The organism is Alteraurantiacibacter aestuarii, from assembly GCF_039523595.1.
In the GTDB taxonomy this organism is placed as follows: domain Bacteria; phylum Pseudomonadota; class Alphaproteobacteria; order Sphingomonadales; family Sphingomonadaceae; genus Alteraurantiacibacter; species Alteraurantiacibacter aestuarii.
In genome coordinates, this window is sequence record NZ_BAAAFP010000002.1 from 392,705 (window position 1) to 403,877 (window position 11,173).

Annotated in this window: 14 protein-coding genes and 1 tRNA gene; 6 read left to right on the forward strand and 9 right to left on the reverse strand. The window is 61.4% G+C overall.

Going from position 1 to position 11,173, the window contains the following annotated elements:
• Nucleotides 1–34: 34 nt before the first annotated feature.
• From ABDZ98_RS05550 to ABDZ98_RS05560, 3 genes are read left to right on the forward strand one after another with little or no spacing between them, the layout of a single operon-like run.
• Complete coding sequence (locus ABDZ98_RS05550) at nucleotides 35–490, forward strand: MaoC family dehydratase (RefSeq protein WP_160589417.1); 456 nt, start codon at nucleotides 35–37, stop codon at nucleotides 488–490.
• Nucleotides 491–507: 17 nt separating this feature from the next.
• Nucleotides 508–1,464, forward strand: coding sequence for a TauD/TfdA dioxygenase family protein (locus ABDZ98_RS05555; protein WP_160589418.1), 957 nt, complete (start codon nucleotides 508–510; stop codon nucleotides 1,462–1,464).
• Complete coding sequence (locus ABDZ98_RS05560) at nucleotides 1,464–2,261, forward strand: hypothetical protein (RefSeq protein WP_160589419.1); 798 nt, start codon at nucleotides 1,464–1,466, stop codon at nucleotides 2,259–2,261. Before ABDZ98_RS05555 ends, ABDZ98_RS05560 begins: the two co-directional genes overlap by 1 nt.
• Before the next feature lie 209 nt (nucleotides 2,262–2,470).
• Here ABDZ98_RS05560 and ABDZ98_RS05565 read toward each other — a convergent pair whose 3' ends face one another.
• Entirely contained in the window at nucleotides 2,471–2,710 is a 240-nt protein-coding gene (locus ABDZ98_RS05565) for a hypothetical protein (RefSeq protein WP_160589420.1), read from the reverse strand.
• Nucleotides 2,711–2,831: 121 nt separating this feature from the next.
• On the opposite strand from ABDZ98_RS05565, the gene ABDZ98_RS05570 reads away from it, so the two are divergent.
• Both ABDZ98_RS05570 and ABDZ98_RS05575 read left to right on the forward strand, forming a co-directional pair.
• Nucleotides 2,832–3,317 (forward strand): RNA polymerase sigma factor, encoded by a 486-nt coding sequence (locus ABDZ98_RS05570; protein ID WP_160589421.1) that lies wholly within the window; start codon nucleotides 2,832–2,834, stop codon nucleotides 3,315–3,317.
• Nucleotides 3,314–3,895 carry a hypothetical protein gene (locus ABDZ98_RS05575; RefSeq protein ID WP_160589422.1) on the forward strand — a complete coding sequence of 194 codons (582 nt, stop codon included), beginning with the start codon at nucleotides 3,314–3,316 and terminating at the stop codon, nucleotides 3,893–3,895. The genes ABDZ98_RS05570 and ABDZ98_RS05575 overlap by 4 nt, the downstream gene beginning before the upstream one ends.
• Before the next feature lie 50 nt (nucleotides 3,896–3,945).
• Here ABDZ98_RS05575 and ABDZ98_RS05580 read toward each other — a convergent pair whose 3' ends face one another.
• The 8 genes from ABDZ98_RS05580 to ABDZ98_RS05615 form a co-directional block, all read right to left on the reverse strand.
• Entirely contained in the window at nucleotides 3,946–4,266 is a 321-nt protein-coding gene (locus tag ABDZ98_RS05580) for a winged helix-turn-helix domain-containing protein (RefSeq protein WP_160589423.1), read from the reverse strand.
• Nucleotides 4,256–5,098 carry a hypothetical protein gene (locus ABDZ98_RS05585; protein WP_160589424.1) on the reverse strand — a complete coding sequence of 281 codons (843 nt, stop codon included), beginning with the start codon at nucleotides 5,096–5,098 and terminating at the stop codon, nucleotides 4,256–4,258. Before ABDZ98_RS05585 ends, ABDZ98_RS05580 begins: the two co-directional genes overlap by 11 nt.
• Before the next feature lie 129 nt (nucleotides 5,099–5,227).
• Nucleotides 5,228–6,697: a sensor domain-containing diguanylate cyclase gene (locus ABDZ98_RS05590; RefSeq protein WP_160589425.1), complete on the reverse strand. Its 1,470-nt coding sequence runs from the start codon at nucleotides 6,695–6,697 to the stop codon at nucleotides 5,228–5,230.
• A 130-nt stretch (nucleotides 6,698–6,827) separates the two neighbouring features.
• The gene (locus ABDZ98_RS05595; protein ID WP_160589426.1) at nucleotides 6,828–7,823 is read right to left on the reverse strand and encodes a dihydroxyacetone kinase subunit DhaK; all 996 of its coding nucleotides are present in this window, start codon (nucleotides 7,821–7,823) and stop codon (nucleotides 6,828–6,830) included.
• A 22-nt stretch (nucleotides 7,824–7,845) separates the two neighbouring features.
• The gene (gene dhaL / locus ABDZ98_RS05600; RefSeq protein ID WP_160589427.1) at nucleotides 7,846–8,511 is read right to left on the reverse strand and encodes a dihydroxyacetone kinase subunit DhaL; all 666 of its coding nucleotides are present in this window, start codon (nucleotides 8,509–8,511) and stop codon (nucleotides 7,846–7,848) included.
• Between the two features lie 13 nt (nucleotides 8,512–8,524).
• Nucleotides 8,525–9,253: an HAD-IA family hydrolase gene (locus tag ABDZ98_RS05605; RefSeq protein ID WP_160589428.1), complete on the reverse strand. Its 729-nt coding sequence runs from the start codon at nucleotides 9,251–9,253 to the stop codon at nucleotides 8,525–8,527.
• A 24-nt stretch (nucleotides 9,254–9,277) separates the two neighbouring features.
• Nucleotides 9,278–10,156: a class II fructose-bisphosphate aldolase gene (locus ABDZ98_RS05610; protein ID WP_160589429.1), complete on the reverse strand. Its 879-nt coding sequence runs from the start codon at nucleotides 10,154–10,156 to the stop codon at nucleotides 9,278–9,280.
• Between the two features lie 241 nt (nucleotides 10,157–10,397).
• Complete coding sequence (locus ABDZ98_RS05615) at nucleotides 10,398–10,778, reverse strand: hypothetical protein (RefSeq protein ID WP_160589430.1); 381 nt, start codon at nucleotides 10,776–10,778, stop codon at nucleotides 10,398–10,400.
• 197 nt (nucleotides 10,779–10,975) lie between these two features.
• Here ABDZ98_RS05615 and ABDZ98_RS05620 point away from each other — a divergent pair.
• Nucleotides 10,976–11,049, forward strand: a tRNA-Gly gene (locus ABDZ98_RS05620).
• Nucleotides 11,050–11,173: the final 124 nt, after the last annotated feature.

Here is an 11,173-nt window from a genome sequence, read left to right on the forward strand (position 1 = left end):
ACACGCTAGGAGGTGAGCAGAGAGGAGACAATCCATGGCTGGCCTGTGGTTCGAGGAATTCAGCGTCGGGCAGACATTCGATCATCCGCTGCGGCGCACGGTGACCGAAACCGACAATCTGCTGGTGAGCGCGCTGACGCATAATCCCGCGCCGCTGCACCTTGATGCGGAATATATGAAGGACACCGAATATGGCCGCATACTGGTCAATTCCTGCTTCACGCTGGGCTTGATGGTGGGCATTTCGGTGAACGACACCACGCAGGGCACCGCCGTGGCCAATCTGGGCTGGGACGAGGTGCGCTTTCCGGTGCCGATCTTCGTGGGCGATACGCTGCGGATCGAGACAGAAGTGCTGGAATTGCGCGAAAGCAAATCCAGACCCACTCAGGGTATCGTAACATTTGCCCATCGCGCCTATAATCAGGCCGGTGAACTGGTCGCCCACTGCAAGCGCGCAAGCCTGCAGAAGAAGCGCCCGCAAGAATAGAAGTTTCGGAGAGAGAAATGCCGCTGAAAGTCGAACCCATATTGCCCAAATTCGGCGCCGAATGTTCGGGGCTGGACCTGACGAAGCCGCTGAGCGCCGATGAGCTGAAGCAGGTCACCGATGCGATGGACACCTATGGCGTGACCGTGTGGCGCAACACCGGCCTGACTGACGAGCAGCACGTCGAATTCAGCCGCAATTTCGGCTATCTGGAGCGTGTGCCTTTGCGCGAGGGCGCGAAATACCGCCTGTCGTGCCGCGAGTTGTTCGATGCTTCCAACCTCAATCTGGACGGCCAGATCACGCAGGACAAGGCCGCCATCGAATATCGCAAGGGTGACCGGCTGTGGCACACCGACAGCGCCTATATGGAAAAGCGCACGTCCTATTCGATGCTGCTGGCCCATGCCGTGCCGCCGCCCGGCGTGGGAGGTGAAACATGGTTTGCCGATACGCGCAGCGCCTATCACGACCTGTCGCCGGAAATGAAGGCGCTGATAGAGGACAAGGTCGGCCTTAATTCGCTGTGGTGGAGCCGCAAGCAGGCCGGCGCCGATATTGACGAGGCGGAAATCGACGCCCGCCCCAAGGCGCGCCATCCGCTGGTGCATGTGCACAAGGGATCGGGCCGCAAGTCGCTGTTCATTGCCGCGCACACGATGGATATCGAAGGGATGGACAAGGCCGAAGGGCGCGCGCTGCTGCAACAGCTGATCGCCCATGCCACCCAGCCGCAGTATGTCTTCAACGTGAAATGGAACGTGGGCGACCTGGTGATCTGGGACAATCTGTGCACCATGCACCGCGGCGGCGAATATGATTACACCGCCTATCGCCGCGACATGCGCCGCACCACCGTGCGCGAAGGCACCGAACCGCACACGATGGACACGGGCGACGATCCCTTCACCGAACTGTTCGCCGCCACGCCCCGCACGGTCGATATCAACGCCGCAAGGGATGCCGGCCGATAGTGCGCTGGCCGGATAGTCCTCTCCTGCTGGCTGCTTTTTCTGCCCTGGCAATTGGCACAGCAACCGGGGCGCAGGCGCAGGAGACGATTTCCAGGACCGAGATCAGGACGGCCCCGCCACAACAGACGCATGAGCGCCTGCGCGATGTGGTGTGGGGTGCGATCGAAGTGACCGACTTCCGGCGCGATGAACCGGCCACACGGCCGCTCGATGTCCTTGCCTTTGATACACGGCCCTATCTTACCCGCGTCAGGAACCTGTGCAGCTATGACAGGCTGGCGGTCAGTTTCGTGCCGCTTGACGAGGGCGCGGAAGGCCCGGATGCGCAGGTGGTCGCACGTCAGTTCCTAGCATCTTCCTGGTGGAGCTTTGTCGAGCCTCCGCAATTTGGCCAGGCGTGGCAGAGCGAGGAGCCACAAGCCGCAGACTTGTGCAGTGACCTTCCCGAAGACCAGCATTTCTACCGTGCACCAGATCTCGGCACAGCAGCGCAGGCCTATCTCGCGATGATCGGCCTGAAACAGGATATTGCGGCGGGACGCCAGTTCAAGCTGGCTTGTGAGTCCGCTTCAGCAGCAGAGGCGGACTGCAGGGAAGAAATCGCCGATCTGCCTGTCGAGAGCCTGCAGTCGGTTGATCCGTGCAATGCCCATCTCGCCGATGGCTGTTACCATCTGGACTTTGGCGAACGGCATATCACGGTGGAATATGGTGCTGGCATGCATGGCGCGGACCCCCATGTCACCAGCGCGACGCTGGAGCGGTTCATCATCCTTTTTCACCCCCGCCCTGACTAGATGCGCCCTGACTAGATCCGGCCAGAATTGAAACACCCGGCCCTCGTGGGAAGGACCGGGTGTTCCGTTGCACCGGGCGGGAGCGGCCTGGTGCCTGTTCAGAAAATGGCGACGTTGAACATCATGCTGCTGATGGCGACGGCGCAGATCAGCGAGAACAGGCGGTTGGTCATTACGGACATCGAACTTCTCCTTGGGCTGTGTGGTGGTTACTTGCCGCGCTGGCTGATCTTGCCGCGGATGTGCTTGAACACGTTGATCCCGAACCACGCGGCTCCGGCGTAGGCGATCAGCTCGGTCGCGCCGGCCCCTGCTGCCAGGATCAACAGCCTGGTCTTGAGTGCGGGCTGCATGATCGCCAGCGTGGCGAACACGCCCACCCAGATGGTGGCGATCAGGCTGGCGCCAGTGATGAGGAAGAACTTCTTGTTGCGAACAGTGGTGGTCATCATGCGTCTCCTTTATTGTCAGGACGCTGAAACAGTCCGGCTGGCGCACATTTTTCTTACTAATTTTGCGGGAAAAAGATTTTGTAAGAAGGTGCCGGGGGGAGGGGACTACTTTCTTGTAATGAACACGATAGAGCGCATCATTTCCGATCATGGGCAGGGGCTGCGACGGGTCGCGGCAGCTTATGAGGCGGATGCGATGCTGCAGGAGGACCTGTTCCAGGACATCCTGATCGCCATCCATCAGGCGCTGCCCTCGCTGCGTGAGAAGGAGCGGCTGGCGCCCTATATCTATCGCATCGCCCATAATCGCGCGGTCAGCCATGTGGCGCGCGCCGTCGGGCGCAGGAAGGGTGAGGCCGAGGTGATGGTCGAAGGCGCGGACGAAGATGTGCCTTCGCCGGAAAAGGCGCTGCTGCAAAGCGAGCGGGCCGAGAGGCTGGCCCGGGCGATCCGCCGCCTGCCGCTGTCTTACCGCCAGGTGGTGACGCTCTATCTTGAAGAAATGTCCTACGCCGAGATTGCCGAGGCGCTCGATATCTCACTGTCCAATGTTGGCGTGCGCATCACGCGCGCCAAGCAGATGCTGAAGGAGATGCTCGCATGAGCACGGATGACTTCCTCGATCGCCTGCGTGGCGACTGGCAGAGCCGCAGCGCCGATCTGGGCGATGTGCTGGCCCGCGTGCAGGCTGGTGAGGCAAGGCTGCGAAGGGAAAGGCGCCAGCGGATTTTCGGCACAGCGTGCATGGCCTGTTTTGCGATCATCTTTGCATGGGTTGGCTGGACACTGAAAAGCCCGCTGTTCCAGCTCGGTTCGGTCGCATTTCTGGCCGCCATGCTGATGTTCGTGGCAGACCTGTTCTACCTGCGTCAGGCGACGGGCGGGGAATTGCTGGAGGACACACCATCGGTGCTCGCCCGGGCAGAGCGGCAGGCACGCGTCGCCCTGCGACTGACCGAGGCCATGCTCGGCGCTGCGGTGCTGCTGGCGGTCTGTGCAGCGATAGCGCTGGCCTATGGCCTTGCGGGCAAGGTGGACATGGTGCGCGCCACCGTGATCGCTGCGTTCTGGCTGGGCGGGGCGGCCTATTGCTGGCTGCGGCAGCGAAGCCGGCGTGCCCGGGCAGAGGCGGAAATCGCGCATGTTTCCCGGCTACAAGCGCAGCTGGAAGGTGACGGGTGAGATCAGGGTCTGAAGCTGCGAAAGGACCTTGCGCCGCGCGGCTTGGCCGCTCAGCCGCCCAGTTCATCCACCAGCCGGGCCATGCGCGCGACATAGGCTTTCAGCGCCTCGCGCCCGGCAGGGGTGGCGCTCACCACGGTGCGCGTGCGCTTGTTCACGATGCTGCGATCCTGCGTGACATAGCCTGCCTCCTCCAGCCTGGAGAGGTGGGTGGACAGGTTGCCATTGGTGGTTTCCAGATGATCGCGCAGGGCGATGAAATCCGCCTCTCCCGCGCCGGCCAGATAGGCCAGTATGCCCAGCCGCATGCGCCCGTGAACAACATCGTCAATCTCGTTCACGTCAAAGCGGGCGGGCGCCTCAGCCTTCATCGCCGGTTCCTGCCTGACGCATCAGTTGCACGCCGGGGGCAAGCACCAGCAGCAGCAGGGCGATGATCAGCGATCCGAAGAAATCGAAGGTCCAGGCATAATAGAGCGCCAGCACAAAGGACCCGGCAGCCACCAGCCCCATCCACTTGCGCTGCGAAATCCACCCGCCGGCCATCCAGCCTGCGCCCCACAGGCCGAGCATTACCGCAGGCATGAGCATGAAGCCGAACCAGTTGTTCAGCCTTATGCCGGTGAGGGTGAAGGCCGCGATCATCACCGCTGCGCCTGCGAATATCGCCATCCAGCACGCGATCATGGCCTTGTTGGCGCTCGACAATGCACCGGGCTGCCGGCGCAAGGCGTGCAGGGCCAGTGCGCCCGATGCCAGCACCAGGGCCAATATGGCGAGCGGGACAGACGTCACCAGCACTTGCCCGGCGGAATCCGTCAGGCTTGTGCCGTTCCCTGTGGCGGCAGACAGGATCATCCGCCACACGGCCTCTGCGCCAATACCGGCGGCCAGCGCCATGCCCAGCCGTACCGCCAGACCTCTGGCCGGAGCGGCGAAAAGACAGGCGAGGAAGGCCGCAAGCGCGCCAAGCGGGGAAAGAAACACTGTCGGCGGCAGGAGGCCGAATGCCGCCGCCGCCACGCTGGCCGATGCCGGCAGGAAGGCCACGGCAAAGGCCACCAGCATCTCCCCGCCGATGGCCGGGCCGCGATGGCCGGCGTTGATGGCTGCACCCAGCTGATCGATCTGGGTCTTGAGTTCCTGGGACCTGAGCTCCGGGGACCTGAGTTCCGGGGTCCCGAGTTCACCTTGTGAGTTCATTGCGAATCTCCTGCTTTGACAATCGGTTTGTAATACAAACCTTATAGTCATGCAAGTGTCTCTGCCACCTGTATCTGCAAATCGGGTCGGGTGCCGGTCGCCGCGTCCGCCGCGCCCGAACGGGCCCCATCAGGAGATGGGCGCGCCTTCCAGGCAGGCAGTACCGCGGCCGTGGCGCTTTGCGTGATAGAGCGCGTCATCGGCGTTCTTGAGCATTTGCGTGCGACTCGGCTGTGCGCGATCCAGCATGGCGATGCCCATCGTCGCTGACAGCGAATAGCTGATGTCATCGCTGGCTTCATCGGTGAAGCTGAGCCGCAATTCTCGCAGCAGGTGGGACATGGTTGCGTCCAGATCGCCCAACAGCTGCTCATCGCTCAGCACCAGAACGAACTCGTCACCGCCCAGCCGCGCGGCAAAGCTTTGCTGCAGCCAGGGCGCGCGCAATCGCCGGGCCACTTCGCGCAGGACCTTGTCACCCGCGGCATGGCCCTGCGTGTCATTGATCGCCTTGAAATGGTCGAGGTCAATCAGCACCAGCGCAAGGTCGCGATCATCCCGCACGCATTCGAACATGATGTGGTCAAATTCCCGCTCGAACCGGCGCCGGCTGGCAAGCTGGGTCAGGTAATCGGTATCCGCTGCATCGCGCAGTTTTTGTTCGAGGACATTACGTTCGGTAATGTCCTGGAAAACACCGATCAGGGCCTCGGGCTTGCCATTCTTCAGTTCCAGCTCCCCGATGGCGCGGACCCGGCGCTTGTCGCCTTTTGCGGTAATGAAATCCAGTTCCAGGTCATAGGATTGACCGCTGCGGATACAGCGGCTGATCGCATTGGAGATCTGGCGGCGGTTGTCTCCGGGAAAGAAGTCGAGCGCGGTGCTGACTGGTATGGGATCATTGGGAGAAAGACCATGAATGGCATAAACCTGCGGTGACCATTCGACGGTATTTTCCTCCAGGCAAAGCCGCCACGAACCAATGCCCGCCATGCGTTCTGCCTGGTGCAGCTGGCGATGCAGCCTGGTCTTTTCGGTCATGGCTGATGCCAGCGCGGTGGCCTGGCGCTGAACCTTGTTGGCATTCAGCCGGGCAGTCAGCAGCATCTCTGTCAGCCGGGCAAGCTTGATGAGTGCATCGAGCGCTTCTGCAGTGGGCTTTTGCGGCTGGTGATCGATCACGCAAAGCGTGCCAAGTGCAACCGAATCGCCTTCGGCATTGCGCCTCAGCCTGATCGGAACACCGGCGTAGAAGCGGAATTCTGCACCCCCTGGAACCACCAGCGGGTTGTTGGCAAACTGCAGGTCCTGCGTTGCGTCCTCGACAACCAGTATCTCGTCGCGTTCCACGGCAAAGCGGCAGAATGACCATTCGATGGGTGTTTCCGCGATGGAGATATTGTGCCGCGACTTGAACCATTGGCGGTCGGTATCGATCAGCGAGACGAGCGAGATCGAACAGCCGAGCAGACGGGCGGCGGCCTGGGTTATGGCGTCAAATTCGGGTTCGGGATTGGTGTCGAGGATGGCAAGTTCGCGCAGAACGTCATTGCGTTCGGCGGACTGGGCAACCCTCGCCAGTACTGAATCATGTAACATGCGTGTAAGTTAGTCGGAGCTTGGTAAATTTTTCGTGTTGGTTGCAGGTGAAATCGATGGATCGAATCAAAACGCCCGGCCCTGCATGGGCAGGACCGGGCGCGTTGAATTTGCCAGCTGATCGCGGGGATCAGAAAACGCGGGCAGCGATCTCTGCCGGAGCGTTGAGGTAGCCCTCGATCTCGGCATCCAGCTTGAGCATGGTCAGCGATGCGCCGGCCATTTCCAGGCTGGTGCAATATTCGCCGACATAGTTCTTGGCCACGGTCATGCCCTTGCCCTCGGCCAGCGAGTGGGCCTTGCCGTACAGCAGATACAGCTCTGCCGGGGTGGTGCCGCCCAGGCCGTTGATCATCAGCGCAATCCGGTCACCCGATGCGAACGGCAGGTCGACGGCAACAGCGTCAAACAGCGTTTCGGTGATGGCGTCCGCATTGGTGATCTTGGTCCGTTCGCGGCCCGGCTCACCATGGATGCCGATGCCCACTTCCATCTCGTCATCACCGATTTCGAAGATCGGCGTGCCCTTGGCAGGCGGGGTGCAGCTGGTGAGAGCAACGCCCATGGTGCGGACATTGTTGTTCACCTTCTCGGCAACGGCCAGGATCTCGTCCAGGCTCTTGCCTGCAGCAGCAGCAGCGCCGCATGCCTTCATCACGAAGAAGTTGCCGGCCACGCCGCGGCGACCCACGGTGTACAGGCTGTCCTTCACGGCCACGTCATCATTGATGATGAACTGCTTGACCTTGATGTCCTCGGCCTCGGCCATTTCGCAGGCCATGTCCCAGGCCATGCGGTCACCCTGGTAGTTGTTGACCAGCACCAGCACGCCAGCCGGAGTGGCCAGCGCCTTGATGGTTTCATAACACGCATCCACCGGCGGAGCGGCGAACACGGGGCCCTGGCAGGCGCCGTCGAGCATGCCCGGTCCAACCGCCATCATGTGCGCGGGTTCGTGGCCGGAGCCGGAGCCCTGCACGATGGAGACCTTGTCCGCTACCGGACGGTCCTTGCGCTTGACCATCTGGAACTCGACATTGCCTTCCAGCAGGTCGGGGTTGGCGGCGAGCACGCCAGCCATGAATTCAGGCACGAAATTTGCCGGATCATTGACGAACTTTTTCATGAGTATTCCTCTCCCTTAGAAATCAGCGATTCAGTTCTGCAGCCTTGGGTGTGTAATCCACCCCATAATGCTTGCACCAGTCATTGAGGATGGTGGCCACGCCAACGATGCCCGGATCGGGCGTATTCGCGCTGCGCTCGCCCACCTGGCTGGCGCGGCCGCGATGGGCCACCAGCTTGCGGGTTTCATCAATGGCGTTGTCGGCCACTTCGGTCACGGCGCGCAGCATTTCTGCCGGGGTGGCGCTGTCGGCCATTGCCTTCATCGTCTCGGCCATCGGGATCAGCGCGTCGAGCAGGGTCTTGTCACCCAGCTTGGCGCCGCCGCGCGCCATGATGCCTTCGACTGCGGAGCCGATCATCTCGGCCAGTTCGGGCAGGGTGACTTCGGTCTTGCCCTTGGATGCCATGCCGGCCTTCATGAAGCCGGTGCCCCAGATCGGACCGGAGGAGCCGCCCACATGCTTGGAACACAGCATGGAAATCTTCAGCAACATGGCGCCGATGGCGCTCTTGTCGATTTCCGGCAGGTCCTTCTTGATGATGCGAAAGCCGGTGGCGAGCGAGGTGCCGAAGTCACCGTCGCCGGCCAGGCCGTCCAGGTCCGAAAAATACTGCTCGTTGCGGATTACCGTGTCGCAGGCGGTGTCGATCGCTTCTTCGATCTGTGCTTGGTCAAGTGCAGACATGTGTTTTCTCTCCTCAGGCTGCCGCTTGTGCGGCCAGCGCCCCCAGGTCTTCGATTGTGATGTTGATATTGGGCGCATCGCCCAGCTCGGGGACTACCTCTACCGCTTCGGCAAAGTCTTCGTCCACTGTATAAGTGCTGGTGGTGATCAGCGTGGCAATGCCAGCGCCGGTGGCGGCCAGCAGGCCGTTGCGGCTGTCCTCGATCACCAGGCAATCGGACGCGGGCAGGCCCAGCGTTTCCAGAGCCAGCAGATAGATATCGGGCGCAGGCTTCTTGGCCTTCACTACATCGCCCGCATGGACGAATTCGAACGCATCCTTGCGCTCGGCCCCGAACAGGTCGAGCACGGCGTCGATGAACTTGGGGTTGGAGGTGGTGCACACGCCCAGCCGCACGCCAGCTGCCAGCGCCTCGTCAATGATGCGCAGGATACCGGGGCGAACCGGCAGGTCGGTGACGATTTCGGACGTCAGGCGGGTCTTGGTCTTGTGCAGTTCGGCGATCAGATCGTCCTTGCCGCCAAACTTGCCCACCTGCGCTTCGGGCCAGCCGAATTCATCGAAATAGGCCTTCATGCGCTCCTTGCCGCCGGCAACCAGCACCAGCCGGGCATACAGCTCCACGCTCCATTCGGCGTCGATGCCGAATTCCTTGAACGCGAGGTTGAAGCCGACGCGGTGCGCGTCACGCTCAGTATCGACGAGAACGCCGTCGCAATCGAAAATCAGTGCCTTGATCATGGTCTGTGTGTTTCCCTCAGATCATTATTTCATGTTGCTGAGGAAAGCGGAGCCACGGTCCTTGCCGCCAAACTTCTCGATGAAGCCGGAGAACAGGTCCTTGCAGGCAGTGTACTGCGCATCGATCAGGCGCAGCGGTTCGAAATCCTTGGGCTTGGCGTTGTGATAGTCGACAAAGCTCTGCACGAACACGTGCTTGAGGTTGGTGGAGATGTTGATCTTGGCACTGCCGCGCGCGATCGCCTTGGCGAAGGTCTCGTCGGAAAGGCCGGTGCCGCCATGCAGCGCCATCGGCGTCTTCGTGGCGGCGTTGATGGCCGCGATGCGATCGAAATCGACCACCGGTTCACCATGGTAGAAGCCGTGGGCGGTGCCAACGGCACAAGCGAAGGCGGAAAGGTCCAGCGCATCGCAGAACTTCTTGGCGTCTTCCGGATCGGTCAGCACCGAATCTGCCTCGTCCACCACCATGTCGTCTTCCACGCCCATGATCTGGCCCAGTTCGGCTTCCATGCCGACATTATACTTCTCGGCAATGTCGCGCACGCGCTTGGACATTTCGAGGTTTTCTTCAAACGGGAATTCCGAAGCGTCGATCATGATCGATGTCCAGCCGGTCTGGGCGCATTTCTCGATCATTGCGATATCCTTGCAGTGATCCAGATGCAGCACCACGGGCACGGGCGAATTTTCAGCCGCGGTGCGCACCCAGCTGACGATTTCCTCGTGGCTCCAGTAATCGATGGTCTTGGAACTGGTCTGGCAGATCACCGGGGCGTTCAGTTCCTCGGCGGCTTTGACCATCGCCTTGACTGTGCCGTAATCGACGAGGTTGAAGGCGGCGACGGCATAGTTATTGTCCATCGCGTCGCGCAGCAGCGGTTTCATGTTTACCAGCGGCATCGGTTTGCTCCTTGTTTGTACCGGCCCGCTCAATGCTCCCCAGCGCGGGCGTTTCGAATCGGCTCCATAACCAGAGTCAGGAGCGCTCGCCACCCGTCATTACGTAATACTGACGTTTCGAGATTGAAAATGTCCGGCAATTGACCGGCTTCGTGCACAAATGGCGGATTTCGGGCCGTTGATGTGGGGCTGGCGGCACGTAAAGGAGATGCCGACGCGCGCCGTGCGGCCCGCCTTGCCGCTAGTCCTCGATCCAGACCTCGTCCTGATATGTCTCGGCCACAGGGGCCGGATCGAAGTCCGGCTGGCCCGGATTGTCGGGAGTGGCATCATAGCTGAAGCTGATCATCGGCTCGGCATTATCCACCGGCTGGCCCCATGTCGCCCCGTCATCGGGTTCGGCAAACACCTCATCCTCGGCCGCCAGCACCTCATCTGCTGCCAGACTGGGCGTGACGGTATGCGGCGCGCTCATGGAATTGGCCTGGTCCATGTCCTGCACGGCCGCAACTTCTTCGTCATCGGGCGAAGCGGCATCGCGGTTGTTCTCTGTCACCATCACGGCCAGGAACATAACGCCGCCAACGAACATGATCGCGTGGGATCGCCTGCTGAAGACCATTGGTATAACCTCGCCTGTCTGCCCGGATGATCGATTGCCGTCCGGCCTAATCCCCAAGTGCAAATTTTTCGCTAACTCGCCGATCGGGCCATCTATTGCCCGCATGCCGACATCTGTTGACGAGACAAGCCCCCCCGTGGCAATTGGCCACCCCATCGCCGCAGCGGACCGCAATGCGGGCGGCCCCAGGCCGATATGCGGGTGTAGCTCAATGGCAGAGCAGCAGCTTCCCAAGCTGACGACGAGGGTTCGATTCCCTTCACCCGCTCCAGCCGCATATTTTGCCCGGTGATTGCAGGTCTGGGCAGATGATGGCTGCCGGAATGCGGCAATTTACCTACATGTCGATTCATCGGAATTCTGCCTTCCGGGCCTAGTTGAATGATCTTGCCCCT